21 protein-coding genes are annotated in these 21,922 nt (G+C 70.1%); 13 read left to right on the top strand and 8 right to left on the bottom strand.

Features of this window, described 5'->3' with window-relative positions; genetic code table 11:
• Positions 1–15 precede the first annotated feature (15 nt).
• Positions 16–1,683: a cation:proton antiporter gene (locus HNR14_RS03195; RefSeq protein ID WP_179699863.1), complete on the top strand. Its 1,668-nt coding sequence runs from the start codon at positions 16–18 to the stop codon at positions 1,681–1,683.
• 184 nt (positions 1,684–1,867) lie between these two features.
• On the top strand, positions 1,868–2,719 hold the full coding sequence (locus HNR14_RS03190) for a type IV toxin-antitoxin system AbiEi family antitoxin domain-containing protein (protein ID WP_179699862.1): 852 nt from the start codon (positions 1,868–1,870) through the stop codon (positions 2,717–2,719).
• Positions 2,720–2,788: 69 nt separating this feature from the next.
• Here HNR14_RS03190 and HNR14_RS03185 read toward each other — a convergent pair whose 3' ends face one another.
• Positions 2,789–4,555: an acetyl/propionyl/methylcrotonyl-CoA carboxylase subunit alpha gene (locus tag HNR14_RS03185; protein WP_021765146.1), complete on the bottom strand. Its 1,767-nt coding sequence runs from the start codon at positions 4,553–4,555 to the stop codon at positions 2,789–2,791.
• Positions 4,556–4,634: 79 nt separating this feature from the next.
• Positions 4,635–5,270 carry a Maf family protein gene (locus HNR14_RS03180; protein ID WP_179699861.1) on the bottom strand — a complete coding sequence of 212 codons (636 nt, stop codon included), beginning with the start codon at positions 5,268–5,270 and terminating at the stop codon, positions 4,635–4,637.
• A 28-nt stretch (positions 5,271–5,298) separates the two neighbouring features.
• Here HNR14_RS03180 and HNR14_RS03175 point away from each other — a divergent pair, with 28 nt between their 5' ends.
• From HNR14_RS03175 to HNR14_RS03160, 4 genes are read left to right on the top strand one after another with little or no spacing between them, the layout of a single operon-like run.
• Positions 5,299–6,591, top strand: a complete 1,293-nt coding sequence (locus HNR14_RS03175; RefSeq protein WP_179699860.1) for a class I SAM-dependent RNA methyltransferase — start codon at positions 5,299–5,301, stop codon at positions 6,589–6,591.
• 38 nt (positions 6,592–6,629) lie between these two features.
• The gene (locus HNR14_RS03170; protein WP_179699859.1) at positions 6,630–7,289 is read left to right on the top strand and encodes a response regulator transcription factor; all 660 of its coding nucleotides are present in this window, start codon (positions 6,630–6,632) and stop codon (positions 7,287–7,289) included.
• Positions 7,276–8,538 (top strand): ATP-binding protein, encoded by a 1,263-nt coding sequence (locus HNR14_RS03165; protein ID WP_179699858.1) that lies wholly within the window; start codon positions 7,276–7,278, stop codon positions 8,536–8,538. The genes HNR14_RS03170 and HNR14_RS03165 overlap by 14 nt, the downstream gene beginning before the upstream one ends.
• Entirely contained in the window at positions 8,535–9,557 is a 1,023-nt protein-coding gene (locus tag HNR14_RS03160) for a hypothetical protein (protein ID WP_021763520.1), read from the top strand. Before HNR14_RS03165 ends, HNR14_RS03160 begins: the two co-directional genes overlap by 4 nt.
• 372 nt (positions 9,558–9,929) lie before the next feature.
• Here the strand turns inward: HNR14_RS03160 and HNR14_RS03155 are convergent, their stop codons facing one another.
• Together HNR14_RS03155 and HNR14_RS03150 are read right to left on the bottom strand one after the other, a co-directional pair.
• Positions 9,930–10,157, bottom strand: a complete 228-nt coding sequence (locus HNR14_RS03155; RefSeq protein ID WP_179699857.1) for an acyl-CoA carboxylase epsilon subunit — start codon at positions 10,155–10,157, stop codon at positions 9,930–9,932.
• Positions 10,154–11,767, bottom strand: a complete 1,614-nt coding sequence (locus HNR14_RS03150) for an acyl-CoA carboxylase subunit beta (RefSeq protein WP_051336944.1) — start codon at positions 11,765–11,767, stop codon at positions 10,154–10,156. Before HNR14_RS03150 ends, HNR14_RS03155 begins: the two co-directional genes overlap by 4 nt.
• A 76-nt stretch (positions 11,768–11,843) precedes the next feature.
• On the opposite strand from HNR14_RS03150, the gene HNR14_RS03145 reads away from it, so the two are divergent.
• The gene (locus tag HNR14_RS03145) at positions 11,844–12,623 is read left to right on the top strand and encodes a biotin--[acetyl-CoA-carboxylase] ligase (protein ID WP_218874962.1); all 780 of its coding nucleotides are present in this window, start codon (positions 11,844–11,846) and stop codon (positions 12,621–12,623) included.
• Between the two features lie 8 nt (positions 12,624–12,631).
• The gene (locus tag HNR14_RS03140) at positions 12,632–13,180 is read left to right on the top strand and encodes a PH domain-containing protein (RefSeq protein ID WP_218874961.1); all 549 of its coding nucleotides are present in this window, start codon (positions 12,632–12,634) and stop codon (positions 13,178–13,180) included.
• On the opposite strand, the gene HNR14_RS03135 is transcribed toward HNR14_RS03140, so the two are convergent.
• On the bottom strand, positions 13,142–13,702 hold the full coding sequence (locus tag HNR14_RS03135) for a GtrA family protein (protein WP_179699856.1): 561 nt from the start codon (positions 13,700–13,702) through the stop codon (positions 13,142–13,144). The two genes, HNR14_RS03140 and HNR14_RS03135, sit on opposite strands and share 39 nt — an antisense overlap.
• A gap of 87 nt (positions 13,703–13,789) precedes the next feature.
• On the opposite strand from HNR14_RS03135, the gene HNR14_RS03130 reads away from it, so the two are divergent.
• The 4 genes from HNR14_RS03130 to HNR14_RS03115 all read left to right on the top strand — a co-directional run bounded on the left by HNR14_RS03130 (position 13,790) and on the right by HNR14_RS03115 (position 18,222).
• Complete coding sequence (locus HNR14_RS03130; protein WP_343064402.1) at positions 13,790–14,959, top strand: 5-(carboxyamino)imidazole ribonucleotide synthase; 1,170 nt, start codon at positions 13,790–13,792, stop codon at positions 14,957–14,959.
• Positions 14,960–15,027: 68 nt separating this feature from the next.
• Entirely contained in the window at positions 15,028–15,531 is a 504-nt protein-coding gene (purE, locus tag HNR14_RS03125; protein WP_179699854.1) for a 5-(carboxyamino)imidazole ribonucleotide mutase, read from the top strand.
• Entirely contained in the window at positions 15,528–16,886 is a 1,359-nt protein-coding gene (locus HNR14_RS03120) for an LCP family protein (protein WP_179699853.1), read from the top strand. The genes purE and HNR14_RS03120 overlap by 4 nt, the downstream gene beginning before the upstream one ends.
• A gap of 94 nt (positions 16,887–16,980) precedes the next feature.
• On the top strand, positions 16,981–18,222 hold the full coding sequence (locus HNR14_RS03115) for an acyltransferase family protein (protein ID WP_343064401.1): 1,242 nt from the start codon (positions 16,981–16,983) through the stop codon (positions 18,220–18,222).
• A 12-nt stretch (positions 18,223–18,234) separates the two neighbouring features.
• Here HNR14_RS03115 and HNR14_RS03110 read toward each other — a convergent pair whose 3' ends face one another.
• From HNR14_RS03110 to rfbB, 3 genes are read right to left on the bottom strand one after another with little or no spacing between them, the layout of a single operon-like run.
• Positions 18,235–19,386 carry a glycosyltransferase family 4 protein gene (locus HNR14_RS03110; protein ID WP_179699852.1) on the bottom strand — a complete coding sequence of 384 codons (1,152 nt, stop codon included), beginning with the start codon at positions 19,384–19,386 and terminating at the stop codon, positions 18,235–18,237.
• The gene (gene rfbD, locus HNR14_RS03105; protein ID WP_021762650.1) at positions 19,358–20,236 is read right to left on the bottom strand and encodes a dTDP-4-dehydrorhamnose reductase; all 879 of its coding nucleotides are present in this window, start codon (positions 20,234–20,236) and stop codon (positions 19,358–19,360) included. Before rfbD ends, HNR14_RS03110 begins: the two co-directional genes overlap by 29 nt.
• An 11-nt stretch (positions 20,237–20,247) precedes the next feature.
• Complete coding sequence (gene rfbB, locus HNR14_RS03100) at positions 20,248–21,237, bottom strand: dTDP-glucose 4,6-dehydratase (RefSeq protein ID WP_179699851.1); 990 nt, start codon at positions 21,235–21,237, stop codon at positions 20,248–20,250.
• A 74-nt stretch (positions 21,238–21,311) separates the two neighbouring features.
• On the opposite strand from rfbB, the gene HNR14_RS03095 reads away from it, so the two are divergent.
• Positions 21,312–21,917 carry a dTDP-4-dehydrorhamnose 3,5-epimerase family protein gene (locus HNR14_RS03095; protein ID WP_021762648.1) on the top strand — a complete coding sequence of 202 codons (606 nt, stop codon included), beginning with the start codon at positions 21,312–21,314 and terminating at the stop codon, positions 21,915–21,917.
• Positions 21,918–21,922: the final 5 nt, after the last annotated feature.

The following is a 21,922-nucleotide window of genomic DNA, read 5'->3' as shown; positions in this document are numbered from 1 at the left end:
GGTAGGGTCCGGGGCATGGAGATCGGACTCGTCGTCGGCGTCCTCGCCGTCCTGGCCATCGCGGCCGCGACCACCATCGGCCCGAAGTTCGGCGTCGCGTCCCCGCTGATCCTGGTCGTCGCGGGCATCCTCGTCAGCCTGCTGCCGTTCGTGGCCGCGGTGGACATCGAGCCGCAGTGGATCCTCGCCGGCATCCTCCCGCCTCTCCTGTACTCGGCGTCGGTGTCGATGCCGTCGATGAACTTCCGGCGGGAGTTCACGGCGATCGGCGGCCTCTCCGTGCTGCTCGTCGTGCTCAGCTCGGTGATCCTGGGCTTCTTCTTCTCCTGGGCGATCCCGGGGCTCGACCTCGCCTGGGGCATCGCGCTCGGCGCCATCGTCAGCCCGACCGACGCGGTCGCGACCTCCATCGTCAAGAAGAGCGGGGTCTCGCCCCGCGTGGTCGCCATCCTGGAGGGCGAGAGCCTGCTGAACGACGCGACCGCGCTGGTGCTGCTGCGGGCCGCGATCGCCGCGGCCGCCGCCTCCTTCGCCATCGGGACCGTCATCTGGACCTTCACCTACTCGGTCGCGATCGCCGTCGCCTTCGGCTGGGTCGTGGGCCGGGTCAACCTGTTCGTGCGGGCGCGGGTGACGGATGCGACGGTCAACACGGTCATCTCGTTCACCGTCCCCTTCATCGCGTCGCTGCCCGCCGAAGCGCTCGGCGCCTCCGGCCTCGTCGCCGCCGTGGTGGCCGGGCTCGTGACCGGCAGACGCGCCCCGCGGGTGCTCTCGCCGCAGCACCGGCTCTCGGATGCCCAGAACTGGCGGACCGTGGAACTCGTGCTGGAGGGCATGGTCTTTCTCACCATGGGCCTGCAGCTGTTCGGCATCGTGCAGAAGGTCGAGAAGGTGCACGAGGGCGTCCTCCCGGCTGCCCTCGTGGCGTCGGGCGCCCTGCTGCTGACCATCCTCGTGCGGGCGGCCTATGTCGCACCGCTGCTGCGATCCCTCGGCAGCCGCGCGCGCCGGAGCGAGAAACTCAGACCGCGAATCGAGACCATGCAGCAACGGATCGCGGACGCCGACAACGATCCGAAGGCACTCGTGCGGACCGGGGGCCCCGGCAACGGGCGCGTTCCCTCCGAGAAGGACGTCGGGCGCTTCACGACCCGTCTGCGCCGCACGCTCGCCGACATCGACTACTTCACCGGCGCGCCTCTCGGGTGGCGGGAGGGCACCATCGTGGTCTGGGCCGGGATGCGCGGTGCGGTCACCGTCGCCGCTGCCCAGACGCTGCCGGTCGACGGAACCCCGTCTCGCCCCGTGCTCATCCTCATCGCGTTCCTCGTGGCCGCTGGATCGCTGCTCATCCAGGGCGGGACGATCGGCTGGTTGCTGAAACTGGTGAAGCCCGCCCAGGTGGATCGAGCGGCCCAGAACGAAGAGCGCCAGCGGGTGATGTCGATGCTGCAGGACGCGGCGAAGCACATCCCGCTGCCCGAGTCGCGCGACCGCACCCCCGAGAACATGGAGGTCATGAAGAAGTTCGCGCTCGACCGCCTGCACGCCCAGCGCACGGCCCTGCTCGACGCGCGCGACGACGGCACTTTCGACGCCGACGTGCTCGCCTCCGCCCTCACCAACCTCGATGCCGACGAGATCAGCATCTCCCTGAAGGGCTCACCCCCCGAGGACTGAGCTGCGGCGCCTGCTGCCCCGGTGTCGCCACCGGAGGAGATTCCGGCTGCGCCTCCCCAGATCCCCTCCGCTACCTGCCCGGGCTCGGTGTGTCGCGCGAATCCTCCTCCGTTCCCAACGATGCGTTATCCACAGTTTCGGAGATCTGCCACCAACCGATCCCCAGCGTGGGGAGCATGGCCCCATGCACTGGATGACCCTTCTCGACCAACTCGGCGGCGCTGCGACGACCAGACGGCTACGAGCGGCGGGTGCGTCCGAGCGCGCCCTCGCCCTCGCGATGGCCGATGGTCTGCTGATTCGGCCGCGCCGCGGCGTTTACGGCCGACCCGATCTTTCGCCTCAGGCCCTCTCGGCGCTCCGCATCGGCGGTCGACTCTCGTGCGTCTCGGCTGCGCGTTCCTACGGGCTGTGGGGAGGGACGGACGGCCGGCTCCACGTCAGGCTGCCATCCCACGCCGGACGCGCCGGAGAGGCCGACGTGCGCCATTGGGAGATGAGCGAGCCGCATCCTGAGCTCTGGCGGGTCTCATTCGAGGACTGCCTGCGCTCCGCGGTCAGGTGCGCCGACGAGGAGACTGCAGTCGCGGTCCTCGACACCGCGCTCTCGAGTGGCCGCGTGGTGCCGGCGCGCCTCACGAGGATCTTCGCCGAGGAACCTTTTCGCGTACGCACGATCGCGGCCAGGGCGAGGCCGGGTTCGGATTCGGGAGTCGAGTCGATTCTGCGTCAGCGTCTCCAGGCACGCGGCCATCTGATCGAGCAGCAGATCGCGGTGCCCGGAGTCGGCCGTGTCGATCTTCGGGTGGGTGGTTTCCTCCACGTCGAAGTCGACGGCTACGCGTACCACTCCGATCCCGCAGCGTTCGAACGCGACAGGCTGCGCGACACGGCTCTCGAGCTTCAGGGCAGACGTCGCCTCCGGTTCACGGCGCGGCAGGTGCTGGAGAATGCGGATGCCGTTGTGGCGACCATCGAAAACATCGTTGCGGTAACGGAGGAGACTTCGTCCGGCTCCACCCCGAAACGCAGGTAACGGAGGAGATCTGACTCGAAATGAGTCGGATCTCCTCCGTTAGCGGCGTGGGGCGTGGGGCGTGGGGGGCTAGACGATGTTGAGGAGGAGGTGGCCGGAGGAGACGGTCTCGCCGACGGCGGCGTTGATGCCGGCGATGGTGCCGTCCTTGTGGGCGGTCAGGGGCTGCTCCATTTTCATCGCCTCCAGGACGAGCACGAGGTCGCCCTTGACGACCTCGTCGCCGTCCGCGACGGCGACCTTGACGATCGTCGCCTGCATCGGGGCGGTGAGGGAGTCGCCGGTGGCGGTGTCGACCGCGCCCGAGCCGCCGCGACGGCGCGGGGCCGGAGCGGTGGAGGCCGACGCGGATCCGCCTCCGGTCAGGAGTTTCGCGGGGAGCGAGACCTCGATGCGCTTGCCCTCGACCTCGACGACGACGCTGCTGCGGCGCTCAGCCGGGGTCTGGTCGCCCAGCTCGCCCGACCACGGCGCGATCTCGTTGTTCCACTCGGTCTCGATCCAGCGCGTGTAGATGGAGAACGGCTCGCCGTCCTGCGGGGCGAAGGCGGGGTCGCGGACGATGGCGCGGTGGAACGGGATGACGGTCGGCAGCCCGGCGACCTCGAACTCGTCGAGGGCGCGGCGCGAACGCTCGAGCGCCTCCTCGCGGTTGGCCCCGGTGACGATGAGCTTCGCGAGCATGGAGTCGAACGATCCGCTGATCTCGTCGCCCGCCTGGATGCCGCTGTCGACGCGCACGCCGGGGCCGCCCGCGGGCTTGAAGACGTGCACGGGGCCGGGGGAGGGGATGAACCCGCGGCCGGCGTCCTCGCCGTTGATGCGGAATTCGAACGAGTGGCCGCGGGGCGCCGGGTCGTCGTAGTCGAGGGTGCCGCCTTCGGCGAGGCGGAACTGCTCGCGCACGAGGTCGATGCCGGTGACCTCCTCCGAGACGGGGTGCTCGACCTGGAGACGCGTGTTCACCTCGAGGAAGGACACCGTGCCGTCCTTGCCGATGAGGAACTCGCAGGTGCCGGCACCCTGGTAGCCGACCTCCTTGAGGATGGCCTTTGAGGCGCTGTAGAGCTGCTCGGTCTGCTCGGTCGTGAGGAAGGGCGCGGGGGCCTCCTCGACGAGCTTCTGGTGGCGGCGCTGCAGCGAGCAGTCGCGGGTGGAGACGACGACCACGTTGCCGTAGGCGTCGGCGAGGCACTGGGTCTCCACGTGGCGCGGCTGGTCGAGGTACTTCTCGACGAAGCACTCGCCGCGGCCGAAGGCGGCGATGGCCTCGCGGGTGGCGGACTCGAACAGCTCCGCGACCTCGTCGCGCTCGCGGGCGACCTTGAGTCCGCGTCCGCCGCCGCCGAACGCCGCCTTGATGGCGACGGGCAGACCGTACTGGTCGACGAACTCGAGCACCTCGGCGGCGTCGGCCACCGGGTTGAGGGTGCCGGGCGCGAGCGGGGCGCCGACCTTCTCGGCGACGTGGCGCGCGGAGACCTTGTCGCCGAGACGCTCGATCGCCTCGGGCGACGGCCCGATCCAGGTCAGCCCCGCGGCGATGACGGCGCGGGCGAAGTCGGCGTTCTCGGCGAGGAAGCCGTAGCCGGGGTGCACGGCGTCGGCGCCGGACCTCCGGGCGATCGAGAGCAGCTTGTCGATGACCAGGTACGTCTCTGCACTGGTCGTGCCTTCGAGGGCGTACGCCTCGTCGGCGAGCTTCACGTGGAGGGCGTCGCGGTCCTGGTCGGCGTAGACGGCGACGGAGCCGATCCCGCTGTCCTGAGCGGCGCGGATGACGCGGACGGCGATCTCGCCCCGGTTTGCGATGAGGACCTTGCTGATGGCTGGCACAGTTCTCTAGCCTATGCCGCCGAGCACCCCTGCTTTTGGACGATCCTCACAAAAATGGAACATCCGACGATTGGAGGGTCTACAAACGGTTCCAGAGAGAGGTCCACTCGACGTCGAGCTCGCGCACCAGCGTGCGCAGGGTGGAGAGCGAGAGCCCCACCACGGTGCTCGGGTCGCCCTCGACACTCGTGATGAACGGTCCGCCCAGGCTGTCGATCGTGAACGCGCCCGCCACCTCGAGCGGCTCACCGCTGGCGACGTACGCGTCGATCTCGGCGTCGGTGACGTCGGCGAAGGTCACGGAGGCGACCGCCGTCGCCCCGACCGAGCGGTTCTCCCGGCCGTCGCGGTGGTCGATCAGCCAGTGCCCGGAGTGCAGCACGCCGGTGCGGCCGCGCTGGGCGAGCCATCGCTGGCGCGCGATCTCGGGGCGGTGCGGCTTGCCGTGGATGAGCCCGTCGATCGCGAAGGCGGAGTCGCCGCCCAGGATCAGTCCGTCGATCGGCTCCCCGTCGAGCGTGCCACGCACGGCTTCGGCCTTCAGCCGTGCCAGGAGCTGCACCATCGCGGACGGGCCCAGCGGGCCGTGCTCCGCCTCGGCGGCGGCGACGGCGGCGGGCTCGTCGACGTGCGAGGGCACGACGACCGGCTCGACTCCCGCCGCGCGCAGCAGGGCGAGGCGGGCGGGGGATGTGGACGCGAGATAGAGGCGCATGGTCACCTGTGTGTGGGATGCTCGAAGGATGCCCCAGAACGATGAGGTCGACCTCGACATTACCAACGTCGCCCACGGCGGCGTGTTCGTCGCACGCCACGAAGGGCGGGTCGTCTTCGTGCCCGACACCCTGCCGGGCGAGCGGATCCGCGCGCGCATCTCCGACCGCACCCACGACCGCTTCTGGCGGGGCGAGGCCGTCGAGGTGATCGATGCCGCCCCCGAGCGCCAGGAGCACGTCTGGGACGCCGCATCGATCGATCGCGAGCCGGGCCAGCGCGCCGGCGGCGCCGAGTTCGGGCACATCCGCCTCACGCACCAGCGCGAGCTCAAGCGACGCGTGATCGAGGACGCCCTCCAGCGCACGGGCCGCCTCGACGCGGACACGATCGCGCAGGTGAGCCCGACCGGAGGCCGCGTCGAGGTCGAGCCGATCGAGGGCGAGTCGCCCGACGGCACGGGATGGCGCACACGCGTGCGCCTGCAGGTGGGCGACGACGGCCGGGTCGGCCCCTACGCGGCGCGCACGCACACCATCATCCCGGTGCGCAGCCTCCCGCTCGCCACGGACGCGGTCCAGGAGGCGGCCCCCTTCGGTCAGACCTTCCCCGGCGCCGAGTCGATCGACGTCGTGGCCACCGCGGGAGGTGCGGCCCACGTGCTCGTCAACGACGCCCCGATCCGCACGGGCAAGCGGCTCGCCCGCCCGCGCCGGCGCCCCGTCCCCATCCGCGAGCGCGTCGGCGACCGCGAGTTCCGGCTCGACGCGCGCGGCTTCTGGCAGGTCCACCGGGGTGCGGCATCGACCCTCACAGCGGCCGTGCAGGACGCGGTCGACGAAGCGCTGTTCGACCCGCGCGCCGCCAACCTCGACCTCTACGGCGGGGTCGGCCTGCTCGCTGCCGCGCTCGGCGACAAGTTCGGCTCCACGCTGCGGATCACCTCCGTGGAGAGCGACGAGGCGGCCACCGACGATGCAGCGGAGAACCTCGCGGACTGGGTCGGCGCCTCCGCGGTGACGGCCCGCGTCGAGCATTTCGCCGCCGACCTCGCCGCGAACGCCAGCGCGACCGACCGCGGCCGCCTCCGCGCCGCGACCGTCGTGCTCGACCCGCCCCGATCGGGTGCCGGACGTGCCGTGGTCGAGTCCATCGCGTCGCTCCGCCCCGCCCAGATCGTCTACGTCGCCTGCGATCCCGTCGCGCTCGCCCGCGATCTCGCGTTCTTCGCCGAGCGCGGGTATCCGCTGCGCTCGCTGCGCGCATTCGACCTGTTCCCGAACACCCACCACGTGGAAGCGGTCGCCACGCTGACGCCCTGACGGGGGACACCGGCCTCCGCACCACTACGATGAACCACATGGTGCGGGTTTCTATCGTCGACGATCACGAATCGGTTCGTCTGGGGCTGAAAGCGGCCTGCCAGGACGCCGGCTACGAGGTCGTCATCACCGCCGCGACGGTCGACGAATTCGTCGCCGAGATCGGCGGCCAGGAGTGCGACGTCGTCGTGCTCGATCTCTCGCTGGGCGACGGGTCGAAGGTGACCGACAACGTCAAGCGCGCGCAGGCGACCGGGGCGGCCGTGCTGGTGCACAGCATCGCCGACCGGGTGGCGAGTGTGCGCGAGGCGCTCGCCGCGGGGGCGGCCGGCGTCATCCCGAAGTCGTCTCCGACGACCACGGTGATGAACGCGATCGCCACCGTCGCGCGCGGCGACGTGCTCAACAACCTGGAGTGGGCGACCGCGATCGACGCGGACAGCGACTTCGCGAAGGCCCAGCTCGGCCGGCGCGAGCGGGATGTCCTGCACCTCTACGCGTCGGGCCTGCCGCTCAAGGCGGTCGCGGCCCAGCTCGGGATCGCGAACTCGACCGCTCGCGAATACCTCGATCGCATCCGGGTCAAGTACGTGGAGGTCGGCCGCCCGGCCCCCACGAAGGTCGATCTGCTCCGGCGCGCGGTGGAAGACGGCATCCTGCCGGGTCTCGATCCCGACACGGGCAATGAGCGCGTCTGACCTGGTGCGTCCCGGGACCGTTCCGGGAGCTCCGCGCGAGACGTCGAAGCCTCGCAACCCGCTGAGCCGGGCGCGCATCGAGCGCATCGCCGACCGCACCGTGGCAGCCTTCGGTGTCGTCTTCGGCCTGCAGACCATCCCCACCGCCATCGCACAGCAGCACGTGCTGGTGCAGCCATGGGGCCTCGTGATGACCGCCGTCATCTTCGGCGGGATCGTCGTGACGGTGCTGCTGGCGATCCTGCAGCGCTGGGTGAAGGGCGCGATGGCCGTCCTCGCGGTGCTGTACCTCGTCGCCATCGTCACGTGGCCGTTCGTCGTCTCGGACCCCGCGGCCTTCGCCGCGGACAAGCCCTGGATCTGGTTCCTCTGCAACGTCTTCACGGCGTTCGCCGCGGTGGCCTACCCTCTCTGGCTCGCCGTGGTCTACACGCTCATCGCGCCGATCGCCTACGGCGTGATCCGCGCGCTCCCGGCGGGCGGCGGCATGGGTGCGGAACTGGCGGGTCTCGACGCCGTGTACGCGATCATCCTCGGCGGTGCGATCCTGGCCATCATCGCGATGATGCGCCAGGCGTCGTCGGGCGTCGACGTCGCGCAGAGCCAGGCGCTCGCGCGGTACGCCACCGCGGTCCGCCAGCACGCCACCGAGGTCGAGCGGGTCCAGGTCGATGCGATCGTGCACGACAGCGTCCTGACGACCCTGCTCTCCGCGGCCAGCGCTCGCAGTCCCGAGCAGAAGGAGCTGGCGGCGACGATGGCCGCCGACGCGATCGGACACCTCCACGCGGCCGAGGCCTCGACGCCCGAGGACCAGTCGCTGGTCGGACTCGACCGGCTGACCGAGCGCCTCGTGACGGCGGCGAACGCGTTCTCGTCGCCCTTCGCGATCGAGGTCCAGGACGTGGAGGTGCACAGCCTGCCGGTCAACGTCGCGGAGGCCGTGTACTCGGCGAGCGTCCAGGCGATGGTGAACAGCATGCAGCACGCCGGCGGACCCGAGGTGGCGCGCAGCATCAGCATCCGCGGCGGCAGCCCGGCGGCGACGGTGCACATCGTCGTACGCGACGAGGGCCGTGGGTTCTCGGCCGATGAGGTGCCGGCGGAACGCCTGGGGCTGCGCGTGAGCATCCGCGACCGTCTCGCGAAGGTCGGCGGCCGTGCCCGCATCGAGTCCGAGCCCGGGAACGGGACGACCGTCGTGATCCTCTGGCCGTCGTCCGACCGGGAGCAGGAGGTGGTCGAGTGATCACCCTCAACCGCGTCCTCTTCCTCGGTCTCGGTGCCCTCTTCTCGGCGTACCACCTCTTCCTCGCACTCTCCTCCCTCTCCATCCCGGCGAACCCCGGTCCGCCGATCGTGGCGATGACCCTGTACGCGGTCGCGACGGTGATGAGCCTGTGGCCGACGAGCCCGACGAAGATGCCGCTGTGGCTGGCAGCCTTCGACCTCGCGGTCTGCGTGGTCATCCCGATCCTGGTCACGAGTCAGCTGGATCCCGCCAAGGACAACGGCTACGGCACGTGGTACGTCGCCGCCGTCGGGACGCTGATGACCATCTGCGCCGTCCGGAGGCAGTCGCTCTTCGCCTGGCTCGGGGTGGGGTTCCTCGCCGTGCAGACGGTGTTCTGGGCCGGGCCGGGAGCCCTGGCGGGGATCGGCGTGATCGGGTCGGTCGTGTGGGTCGGCGTCGCCGTGGTGATCGCCGGGTCGCTGGCCAAGGCCGGACGCGACTCCCTGCAGTTCGCGCGAGCCGAGCGGGAGGCCACCGAGTGGCAGGCCGCGCAGGAGGCGCACGTCATGGAGCGGCAGCTCCGGCTCCGCCAGACCTATCGGGTCGCGGCGCCCATGCTCGCCGAGATCGTGCGGCGCGGCGGCGACCTCACCGAGGCGGAGCGACGCGAGTGCCGCTATCTGGAGGGCGCGATCCGCGACGAGATCCGCGGCCGGCGCCTCCTCAACGACGATGTGCGGCGGGAGGTCATGGACGCGCGCCGCCGCGGCGTCGTGGTCAGCCTCCTGGACGAGGGCGGGATCGACGATCTCGACCAGCGGGGCCTCGAGGCCGTCCTGCGGCGTCTCGCCGAGGCGATCCGCGGGACGACGACGGACAAGCTGATCGTGCGGACCGTGCCCCGTTCGTCGCAGACCGCCGTGACGGTGGTCGGACTGCGGATGTCCGACGACGGCGCCGCGAATGCGCTCGGCGCCGACTCGGACGACGACGAGGTCGATCTGTGGCTGGAGATCCCGCGCCCCGTGGCCTGAACGCCACGCGCACTGCTCGCGCGTCCCGCGTCATGGGTTAAAAGGAGAAAGGGGCCGACACCCGAATTGTCGGCCCCTTTTCAAACCCCGAGTCAGGGCGACAACCCGAATATCGCCCTGACTCGCCCCCAAAGCACTCGCCTGCTTACCCTAGTCGACGAGTGATTCGGCGGTGTGACTCACGAGGAGAGACACCTAGCAATAACTATATTGACGCCAATCCCAGGGATTACATAGTCGTCATTTTGGAGGACACCGGGGGACACCCTGTGTCCTCGTTGCCGGACGGAAGCCGAGATCGAGGCTGTCCCGCATGTGGGGGACGCCGACATCGGGGTACAAAGCGGGGGACGTACGCACCGATCGCGCGGCTCAGCCCGAGAACGACCGCCAGGCGCCGGGTCCCGGGTCGAGGGGGGAGCGCAGCTGGCGCTGGCTGCGCGCCCAGGCGTCCGGTCCGGCCGTCGGGCGCGCGTCGCTCGCGGCGGCGGCCTGCTCGGCCGCGGCAGCCGTCAGCACGGCGGTGACCGCCGCGATCTCCTCCGGCGTCACGCCGCGCGTGACGAACCGGATCTGCGACGGGTCGAGCTCGCCGGTCACAGCGGGATGTTCCCGTGCTTCTTGGGCGGCATCGTCGCGCGCTTGGTGCGCAGCGCCCGCAGGGCCTTGATGACCGAGACGCGGGTGGCGGACGGCTCGATCACGCCGTCGAGCTCGCCGCGCTCCGCCGCGAGGAACGGGCTGGCCACGTTGTACGTGTACTCGTTGGCGAGCTTGGTGCGCACGGCGGCGACGTCCTCGCCGGCCTCCTCGGCCCGCTTGATCTCGCCGCGGTACAGGATGTTGACCGCGCCCTGGCCGCCCATGACCGCGATCTCGGCGGTCGGCCACGCCAGGTTGATGTCGGCGCCGAGCTGCTTGGAGCCCATGACGATGTACGCGCCGCCGTATGCCTTGCGGGTGATGATCGTGACGAGGGGGACGGTGGCCTCGGCGTACGCGTAGAGCAGCTTGGCTCCTCGGCGGATGACGCCCGTCCACTCCTGGTCGGTGCCGGGCAGGTACCCGGGCACGTCCACCAGCGTCAGGATCGGGATTCCGAACGCGTCGCAGAAGCGCACGAACCGCGACGCCTTCTCGCCGGCGTCGATGTTGAGGGTGCCGGCCATGGCGCTCGGCTGGTTGGCCACGATGCCGACGGAGCGGCCCTCGACGCGGGCGAAGCCGATCACGATGTTCGGCGCGAAGAGCGGCTGCACCTCGAGGAACTCGCCGTCGTCGACGATGCCCTCGATGATCGTCTTGACGTCGTACGGCTGGTTGGGGGAGTCCGGGATGACGGTGTTGAGGCGCAGGTCGGCGTCCGTCGTCTCGAGCTCGGGCTCCGACTCGTACTGCGGGAGCTCGGCGAGGTTGTTCTGCGGGAGATAGCTGAGCAGGTTGCGTGCGTAGTCGAGCGCGTCCTCCTCGTCGCTCGCCAGGTAGTGGGAGACGCCCGAGATCTTGTTGTGGGTGAGCGCGCCGCCGAGCTCCTCGAACCCGACGTCCTCGCCGGTGACGGTCTTGATCACGTCCGGGCCGGTGACGAACATGTGGCTCGACTTGTCGACCATGATGACGAAGTCGGTGAGGGCGGGGGAGTACACCGCACCGCCGGCCGCCGGGCCCATGACGATGGAGATCTGCGGGATGACGCCGGAGGCGGCCGTGTTGCGGCGGAAGATCTCGCCGTACTTGCCGAGCGCGACCACACCCTCCTGGATGCGCGCGCCGCCCGAGTCGAGGATGCCGATCATCGGCACGCCGGTCTTGAGGGCGTGGTCCATCACCTTGATGATCTTCTCGCCGGCCACCTCGCCGAGCGATCCGCCGAAGATCGTGAAGTCCTGGCTGAAGACCGCGACGTTGCGGCCGTGGATGGTGCCGACGCCCGTGACGACCGCGTCGCCGTACGGCCGCTTGGCCTCCATTCCGAAGGCGTGGGTGCGGTGGCGGACGAACTCGTCGAACTCGACGAACGAGCCCTGGTCGAGCAGCAGGTCGATGCGCTCGCGAGCGGTGAGCTTGCCCTTGGCGTGCTGCTTCTCGATCGCGGCCTGCCCGCTGGCGGTGACGGCCTCGTGGAACCGCTCCTTGAGGTCCGCGAGCTTGCCTGCGGTGGTGGAGAGATCGGCGGTCTGGCGTGCTTCGGTGTCGGTCACGCCGTTCACTCTACCTGCCAGTGCAGAGGCCATGCCGTTGACGGGATCCTACAAAATCGGGGCTGTGCACTGGCAGACTGGGCCAATGCAGCAGAGCGATCACGTGGACTTCCGCCGGAGCCGAGCCGTCGTCCCCGGGCTGGAGGTGCTGCCGGAGGCCGGGTCGACGAACGACGTCCTGAGCGCGCGCGCCGCGGGGCTGCCCGACCTGTCGGTCGTGGTGACGACGAACCAGACCGGAGGGCGGGGGCGGCTGGGCCGGGTGTGGGTGTCGCCGCCCGGGCGCACGCTGGCGATTTCCGTGCTGCTGAAGCCGAAGGGCCTCGCCCCGGATGCGTTCGGCTGGTTCCCGCTGCTGGCGGGTCTCGCCATGAGCCGTGCGATCGCTCCGTTCGTGCCGGGGACCGTGTCGGTCAAGTGGCCCAACGACGTCCTCATCGACGGGGCGAAGGTGAGCGGGACGCTCTCCGAGCTGCTGCCCGACCTCTCGGGCCTGGTGATCGGCGTCGGGGTGAACCTCTACCAGGAGCCGGACGAGCTGCCGACCGCGACCTCGACCTCCCTCGTCGTCGCCGGGGCGGAGGCGCCGGATGCGGATGCCGTGCTCGCGTCGTATCTCGCCCACCTGATCACCCTCTATCGCGAGTACCTGACCGCCGGAGGCGATCCGGTGCGCAGCGCGCTGCGCGACGAGGTCGTCGAAGCCTGCCACACCATCGGGCGCGCCGTCCGCGTCGAACTGCCCGGCGGCGACGATCTGCTCGGCACGGCGGTGGGCATCGACGTCGACGGACGACTGATCGTGGAGTCGGATACGGGGCGCACGGCTGTCGCAGCGGGCGACGTGACGCACCTGCGGTATTAATGGGAAGCATGAGCAACACGACGGACGGGGTGCCCGGCCAGCCCCCGGAGCGGGTCGTGGCGCGTCTGCGCCGGAACGCGCGTGTGCTGTTCTGGCCGAGCCTCGCCCTGATCGCCGCCAGCGGCGCCGTCGGCTTCTTCGCCGGCCGGCTCGACGAGGTGTGGGAGATCGTGCTGCTGTGGTCGTCGGCGGCCGCGGTCCTGCTCCTCCTCTTCCTCCTGCCCCTGGCCGCGTGGCTCAGCCGCCGCTACACGATCACCACGCGGCGCATCGTCATCCGGCACGGCTTCTTCGTGCGCGTCCGCCAGGAGCTGCTCCACAGCCGCGGCTACGACGTGAGCGTCAAGCGCAACTGGCTGCAGAGCGCATTCCGGTCCGGCGACGTGCGGATCAACGCGGGACTCGATCACCCGGTCGTCCTCAAGGACGTGCCGAAGGCCGATCAGGTGCAGCGCGCGCTGAGCGAGCTGATGGAGCACGCGCAGAACGTCGTCGCGCTCCGTCGGCAGCAGTCCGAGTCAGTCTCCGACGAGACGACCGTCTGGGGATCCCGCTAGCGTCGAGCCGGTGAGGACCGCCGGTTCCGGGGTCTGGGCGGCGGGAACGGCGCGGCGCTTGGTGCGGCGCTCGGCGCGGTCGGGGGAGAACACCCACCAGCGGTAGAAGCCGAAGCGGAACACCATCCCGAGCGCGAGGCCGACGACGTTGTTCGCGATGTTGTCGGCCAGCAGCGACGTGAAGCCCAGCAGGTAGTGCGAGACCCAGACGCACAGCAGCGGGATGGCCATCCCGGCCAGGCTGACGATGAAGAACTCGGCGCCCTCGCGTGCCGTGTTCGCCTGGCGGTTCTGCGAGAAGGCCCAGTAGCGGTTGCCGACCCAATTGGTGCCGATGGCCACGAGGGTGGCGATCGCGGTGGCGATCAGCGTCTTGTGCGGCACGCCCGCGAGCACGGTCAGCATGAGTCCGTTGAACACCGCGAGGTTGACGACGAAGCCCACCGCTCCCACCGCGCCGAACTTGATCAGCTGGGGGAGGAGCCGCGCCTTGTGCGCCGCAGGGGGATTCTCGTTCGTCATGCTCCGGCCGTCGTCATGCGGGAAGATGGGTAGTGCGCTCGCCACACTACGCGAGCCCGGTAGCCCGTTGCTGAGAGTTGCCACGGGGTGCATGAAGAGTCGAGGAGAGAGCGTTCGATGGTCAGGAACACAGTCGGAGTGATCGGCGGCGGCCAGCTGGCACGGATGATGATCCCCCCGGCGGTGGAGCTGGGCATCGACATCCGCGTGCTCGAGGAGGCCGAAGGCATGAGCGCCGAGATCGCCGCGACGGGCGTCGGCGACTACCGCGACCTCGACACGGTCCTCGCGTTCGCCGAGACGGTCGACGTCATCACCTTCGACCACGAGCACGTCCCGCCGGCCATCCTGCGTGAGTTGGTCTCCCGCGGCGTACCCGTGCATCCGGGGCCCGATGCCCTGCTCTACGCCCAGGACAAGATCCAGATGCGTGCCAAGCTCAGCGAGCTGGGCCTGCCCGTGCCCGATTGGGCGGCGGTGGAGTCGGCCGACGAGCTGGCGGCCTTCCTCGCCGACCACGGCGGCCGTGCCGTGGTCAAGACGGCACGCGGCGGCTACGACGGGAAGGGAGTCCGCGTCGTCTCCGAGGCGAGCGAGGCGGACGACTGGTTCCTCGCTCTGGCGGAGGACGGCCGCGGCGGCGCGCTCCTGGTGGAGGAGCTGGTCTCCTTCCGTCGCGAACTCGCCCAGCTGATCGCGCGTCGGCCCTCCGGCGACTCCGCGGTCTGGCCCGTGGTCGAGACGGTGCAGCGCGACGGCGTGTGCGCGGAGGTGATCGCCCCTGCTCCCGGCGCGGCCGGACGCACGGCGGAGGCAGCCGCGGAGATCGCGACCCGCATCGCCGACGGGCTCGGCGTGACCGGCGTGCTCGCGGTGGAGCTCTTCGAGACCACCGATGGACGCATTCTCGTCAACGAACTCGCCATGCGCCCGCACAACAGCGGCCACTGGTCGATCGAGGGCGCGGTGACCAGCCAGTTCGAGCAGCACCTGCGCGCCGTGCTCGACCTGCCGCTCGGCGAGACGCGCCAGCGCGACGAGTGGTCTGTGATGATCAACATCCTCGGCGGCCCGGCCGAGGGCACCCTCCAGGGCCGGTACCCGGCGGCGCTCGCCGCGCACCCCGAAGCCAAATTCCACGGCTACGGCAAGGAGCCGCGGCCCGGCCGCAAGGTCGGTCACGTGACGGTCGGAGGCGACGACCTCGATGACGTCGTGTACCGGGCCCGCGCCGCAGCCGCGTACTTCGAGGGCTGATTCCGGCCGCCCCGACTCGCGCGCGCCGTAACCCGGACGCGGGGGTGCGCGCCCGTACGATTATTGCCATGCCCGAGAACCCTCAACCCCTGGTGTCCGTCGTGATGGGTTCCGACTCGGACTGGTCCGTCATGCAGGAGACGTCGCGCCTGCTCACCGAGTTCGGAGTCGCGCACGAGGTCGAGGTCGTCTCCGCGCACCGCACGCCCGTCAAGATGATCGACTTCGGTACCGCCGCCGCCGGACGTGGTGTCCGCGTCATCATCGCCGGAGCCGGCGGCGCGGCCCACCTGCCCGGGATGCTGGCCGCCGTGACCACCCTGCCCGTCATCGGCGTCCCCGTCCCGCTCGCCCGGCTCGACGGCCTGGACTCACTGCTCTCGATCGTGCAGATGCCGGCCGGAGTCCCGGTGGCGACCGTCTCGATCGGCGGCGCACGCAACGCCGGCCTCCTGGCCGTCAAGATCCTCGCCACGTCGGACCCGGAGTTGACCGCCGCCCTCGAGCGCTTCGCCGCAGACCTGGAGGCCAGCGTGGAGCAGAAGAACGCGGCCCTGCAAGCGAAGCTATGAACCCGACCAGCCCGCTGCGTCATCCGGACGCCTCATCCGCGCCCGTCATGACCAGGCGCGGCTGGTGGCTCGTCCTGATGAACGTCCTGCTGCCCGGATCGGTGCAGGTGGTGGCCGGCAACCGGCGGCTCGGCCGGGTCGGATTGATCGCGACCGGGCTGCTGTGGCTGCTCGCGATCATCGCCCTCGTCGTATACCTGGTCGCACCGGCGACGATCTACACCTTCGCCACCCAGGCGGGCAGCCTGACTGTGCTGCAGATCGTCCTCGTCCTGTACGCGGTGCTGTGGGTCGTGCTCACGCTCGACACGCTCCGACTGGTGCGTCTGGTCAAGACCACCTCCAGAGCACGCGGCCTGATCGCCGCCTTCGCCGTCGTCGTGCTCGTCGGGTTGACGGGCACCGCTGGGTACGCCTCCGTCGTGGCCGGCTCCGCCCGCGGTGCGCTGGGTGACATCTTCTCGGCCGGGCCGTCGGAGCCCCCGGTCGACGGCCGGTACAACATCATGCTGCTCGGCGGCGATGCGGGTCCGGACCGCGACGGTCTGCGCCCCGACAGCATGTCCGTCGTCAGCATCGACGCCTCGACGGGCAAGGCCGTCACCATCGGCCTGCCCCGCGACCTCAACCCCGTGCCGTTCACCGAGACCTCGCCGCTTCACACGCTCTACCCTGACGGCTACGGCTACGAGGACCGCTGCGACGTGGACGTCTGCCAGCTGAACTCCATCTACACCGAAGTCGAGACCTACAAGAAGGACCTCTACCCGAACGCGACGAAGAACAAGAGCGAGCCCGGGATCGAGGCGATGCGGGATGCGCTCGAAGGCGCGACCGGCCTGACCATCCAGTACTACGTCCTGATCGACATGCAGGGCTTCGCCGACCTCATCGACGCTCTGGGTGGCGTCGACATCACCGTGACGGACCGCATCCCGATCGGCGGTGACGAGAACCTCAACGGCGTCGTCGAGTGGATCGAGCCGGGTCAGCACCACATGGACGGCTACCACGCGCAGTGGTACGCCCGCGCCCGGCACGGCTCGAGCGACTACGACCGGATGGCGCGGCAGCGCCAGCTGCAGGACGCCATCCTCAAGCAGGTCAACCCGGTGAACGTCGTGAGTAAGTTCGAGGGGATCGCCAAGGCCGGATCCCAGGTGATGAAGACGGACATCCCGCAGTCGATGCTCGGGTACTTCGTCGAGCTCGGGATGAAGACGCGCAAGCTCCCCGTCGACCAGCTCGAACTCGTGCCGCCCACGATCGACCCGACGAATCCGGACTACACGCAGATCCACCAGCTCGTGCAGCAGGCGGTCGCCCCGGCGTCGCCGAAACCGACCACGAAGTAGGCGGCGCGCGTCCAGCCGACCCCTTAATAGGTCACAGGGACCGCCCAGCGCAACCCCGTAGCGTCGCCCGCCTATGACGGGTACAGCTGGAAACGTGGCAGAGAAAACGACGCGACCGGCGAGCACCCGGCTGACGGCACTGGACGGACTCCGGGGCCTCGCCGCGGTGATCGTCGTGTTCCACCACGCCCTTTACACCAACCCCGATTTCCCCGGCACGCCGGGCGGCGGCAACGCTCCTGCGGGCTCGGCGATGTGGTGGATCAGCTATACGCCCCTCAAGTTCGCGACCGCCGGCGTGGAGTCGGTCATCGTCTTCTTCGTGCTCTCCGGGCTCGTCGTCACCCTGCCCGTGGTCCGTCACCGCGGGTTCGACTGGGTCGCGTACTTCCCTCGTCGAGTGGTGCGCCTCATGGTGCCGGTGACGGCCTCCGTGCTCCTCGCCGCCGTCTGGGTCGCCGCGATCCCGCAGATCTCGACCCAGCCGAAGGGCACGTGGCTGAGCGACTCGTCGACGCCGAACTTCAGCTGGGAGTACATCGTCAAGGCGATCGACCTCCTCGGCGGCGACGGGCAGATCAACAACCCGCTGTGGTCGCTGCGCTGGGAGCTGCTGTTCTCCCTCGCCCTGCCTGTGTTCGCCGTCCTCGCCATCGCCGTCCGCAAGTGGTGGATCGGCGGGCTGGCCCTGGCCTGCGTGCTCACCTGGCTCGGTGCCCGCACCGGTTCGGGCGAGCTCGAGTACCTCCCCGCCTTCTTCGTCGGCGCGGTGATCGCCGTGCGCCTCGATGCGGTGCGCAACGTCGCCGACCGCATCAACGCCCGCTGGTACCGGCATCCGCTCTGGGCGGGCCTCACCGTGGGCAGCGCGCTGCTGATGATCGCGCCGTGGCTGTTCGGTCCCGGCATCACGCAGCTCCCCGACCTGGAGCACGCACTCAAGGGCCTGGTCCCCCTCGCGGCCGCCGGCCTCGTCGTCGCCGTCCTGGGCTGGAAGCCACTGCGTGCGGTGTTCGAGTCGCGGCCGTTCCAGTTCGCCGGCACGATCTCGTTCAGCCTGTACCTCGTGCACGTGCCGATCCTGATCTTCAGCACCTACCTGTTCGCCACGGAGCCCTGGTATGTCGCCCTGCTGTTCGGCATCCCTGTGGCGGTGGCTGTCTCCATCGCGTTCACCTGGCTGATCGAGAAGCGCAGCCACCTGTGGTCGAAGGCCGTCGGCACGTGGGCCTCCGAGCGATACCACGCCTGGTTCGGCCGCGAGGACTCCGAGGCGGAAGCGCCCCGGACCGCCGTGGATCGCGCACGCGAGCCGGAGACCGCGAACCGTCGCTGAGCGTCGCGCCGGCTAGAGGTCGGCGTGCAGCTGCCAGACCCGCTCCGCGGAGTCGCGCCAGCTGAACGCGCGGGCACGGTCCGACGCGAGCACGCTCAAGCGTTCGCGCAGGGCGCCGTCGTCGAGCACACGGCCGATCGCTGCGGCGAGTCTCTCCGTGTAACCGCTCTCGTCCGTGTCGGTGGGGGAGGGGCGTTCCACGACGAGGCTCGCGCCGCCCGCGACCTCCACGAGGGCCGGGTCGTCGGAGTGGATGACCGGGAGGCCGAACTTGAACGCCTCGACGATCGGCAGCCCGAACCCCTCGGCGAGGCTGGGGTAGACGAAGAGCGTCGCCCGGTCGAGCACCACGGCGAGGTCGGCGTCCTCGAGCTGTCCGAGCGCGCGGACGCGATCCTCCGGAAGACCTGCGGCGGCCGCGACGCCGGTCGCCGAGCCGTCGCCGAAGCGATCGGGACCGGCGATGAGCAAGGGGATGCCGTGGGCCTCCGTGCGCGCGACGGCGCGGATGAGGGGAGCCACGCCCTTGCGCGGCATGATCGAGCCGAGCGTGAGAGCGTAGGTCTCCGGCAGGTTCAGGCGGGCGGCGCGCGCGTCGGCGTCGGGCGGGAGGCGCAGGGCGGTCGCCGGGGCGCCTCCGATGACCCGGATGCGGTCGCCGAAGTCCAACTCGTCGGCGAGGCGGGCGGCCACCGCGTGCGTCGGGACGACCACCGCGTCGGCGTGCTTGCGCGCGCGTTTCGCCATCGCCTTCGTCCACATCGCCGTACCGGCTCCGAGCGATTCGGGATGCGTCCACGCGAGCGTGTCGTGGATGGTCACGGCGACCTGGTCGCCTTCCTGGAGCGAGCGTCGCCGGCGGAGTGGAGCGAGCAGGGTCGGCGCGTGCACCATGCCGTGGATGCCGCCGAGACGCACACCGGACTGCCACGCGACGGTGAGCTCGCGGTGGGCGAGCGGGAGCCGGGTGATGTCCGCGAGACCAGGGAGGCGGAGTCGCAGGTCGTCGAGCTGCTGGTCGGAGACCGCGGAGACGATGCCCACGACGTCGCAGCCCTTCGGGGCGGTCGTGAGCAGCTGTCGGGTGAGCTCCTCGGTGTAGCGGCGTGCACCGCCGGGAGCGTCGCCGATCAGCTCATCGATCACCACCCTGAGGGTTGTCATTCTGCTCCAGGACTCCGTGACGCGCTGCGTCGGCCAATGCTGCCTCCCACGCCCGCATGGGATCGAGGCCGGCTGCGCGCCAGGCCTCGTGACCGAGCACCGAGAAAGCTGGTCGTGCTGCGGGCCGCACGAAGGTCGAGCTGTCGGTCGGTGTGACCCTATCAGGGTTCAATCCGGCTGCGCTGAAGACCGCTTTCGCGAAGTCGAACCACGACGCGCGGCCCGAGTTCGTGCCGTGGTAGACACCCGCGGGGGCGTCCGCGTCGAGCAGGGCGACGATCTGCGCGGCGAGGTCACCGGTCCACGTCGGCTGGCCGACCTGGTCGGTGATGACGCTGACCGTCTCGTGACTCGCGGCGAGCTTCACCATCGTCTTCGCGAAGTTCGCGCCGCCCGCGCCGTACAGCCACGCCGTCCGCACGATGTACGTCCCATCGGGGTGTGCAGCCAGTGCGAGCTCCTCGCCGGCGGCCTTCGTGCGGCCGTACGCGTTCAGCGGGTCGCGGGGGGTGTCCTCCGCGTACGGCTCGGTCGCCTGACCGTCGAACACGTAGTCGGTCGACACGGTGACGAACTTCGCACCGTGGTGCTCTGCGGCGACGGCGAGATTCTCGGTTCCCGTCGCGTTGATCGCGTAGGCCTCGTCCTCGTGCGTCTCGGCGTCGTCGACCTTCGTGTAGGCGGAGGCGTTGATGACCACGTCGTGCCCGGCCACGGCCGCGAGAACGGCGTCTCGGTCGGTCACGTCTAAGTCGGCGCGACCGAGGGCCGTCACGTCGCGACCCTCCAGCGCGCGCTGGAGGTCCTGGCCCAGCATGCCGCGGGCGCCGGCGATGAGATAGCGGGTCATGGTGCCGGCGCTCAGGCGTCCAGTGCGGCGCGGGCCTTGAGCGGCTCCCACCACGCGCGGTTGTCCCGGTACCACTGCACGACGTCGGCGAGCCCCTGCTCGAACGGCACCTGCGGCTCGTAGCCGAGCTCGCTGCGGATCTTGGAGATGTCGACCGAGTAGCGGAGGTCGTGGCCGAGGCGGTCGGCGACGCGGTCCACGTACGACCAGTCCTTGCCGGTCGCGTCGAGCAGCAGCTGGGTGAGCTCCTTGTTGGTGAGCTCGGTGCCGCCGCCGATGTTGTAGATCTCGCCGGCGCGGCCGTTCACGAGCACCATCGCGATGCCGCGGGTGTGGTCGTCGACGTGCAGCCAGTCGCGGATGTTGTTGCCCTCGCCGTAGAGCGGGACGTGCTTGTCGTCGATGAGGTTCGTGACGAACAGCGGGATGACCTTCTCGGGGAAGTGGTACGGGCCGTAGTTGTTCGAGCAGCGCGTGATCGACAGGTTCAGGCCGTGGGTGCGGAAGTAGCTGCGGGCGAGGAGGTCGCTGCCGGCCTTCGACGCGGAGTAGGGGGAGTTCGGCTCGAGCGGGCGGTCCTCCGCCCAGGAGCCCTCGGCGATCGAGCCGTAGACCTCGTCGGTCGAGACGTGAACGAAGCGCTTCAGGTCATGGCGCAGGGCCGCGTCGAGCAGCTGCTGTGTGCCGAGGACGTTCGTCTCGACGAAGATCGACGCGTCGCGCACCGAGCGGTCGACGTGCGACTCGGCGGCGAAGTGGACGACCGCGTCCACGGTCGGGAACAGCTCGTCCAGGAGCGCGCCGTCGCGGATGTCGCCCTTGATGAACGTGTACCGCGGCGAGTCCGCGACCGGGGCGAGATTGGCGAGGTTGCCGGAGTAGGTCAGTGCGTCCAGCACGACGACCTCGGCCCCTTCGAGGCCCGGGTAGGCGTCCTGCAGGGTGCGTCGGACGAAGTTGGAGCCGATGAATCCGGCGCCGCCGGTGACGAGAATCTTCATGGGAGAGATGGGTGCTTTCTGTCGATGAACCGTGCAGGAGTCTACCGCGGGGGCCTGATTGGTAGACTCCCGGGGTGCAGATCCGCGAACTTTCGATCCCCGACGCCTACGAGGTCACCCCCAAGCAGCACTCGGATGACCGCGGGATGTTCACCGAGTGGTACCGCTTCGATCGGCTCGAGGAGGCGGTCGGCCACCCGCTGGACCTGCGCCAGGGCAACCTGTCCGTGTCCAAGCGCGGCTCGGTGCGCGGCATCCACTTCGCCGACATCCCGCCCAGCCAGGCGAAGTACGTGATGGCGCCCCACGGCGCCGTGCTCGACTTCGTCGTCGATATCCGCGTCGGATCGCCGACGTTCGGTCAGTGGGACAGCGTGCTGCTGGACGACGTCGACCGCCGCGCGATCTACGTCGCAGAGGGGCTCGGGCACTGCTTCGTCGCGCTCACGGAGGGGGCGACCGTGAGCTACCTGGTCTCGGACACCTACAACCCGACGCGTGAGCACGGCATCAACCCTCTGGACGCCGACATCGCGCTGGTGTTCCCGCCCGAGGCGGGCGAGCCTCTCCTGTCGCCGAAGGACACCGGCGCACCGGGCCTCCTCGAAGCGCGGGACGCTGGACTCCTGCCGACGTGGGATGCCGCACGGGCCTTCTACGCGTCGCTGAACGACAAGTAAGGAAT

This window comes from Leifsonia naganoensis (assembly GCF_013410615.1).
Taxonomy (GTDB): domain Bacteria; phylum Actinomycetota; class Actinomycetes; order Actinomycetales; family Microbacteriaceae; genus Leifsonia; species Leifsonia aquatica.
This window is presented reverse-complemented; position numbering and strand designations above follow the sequence as displayed.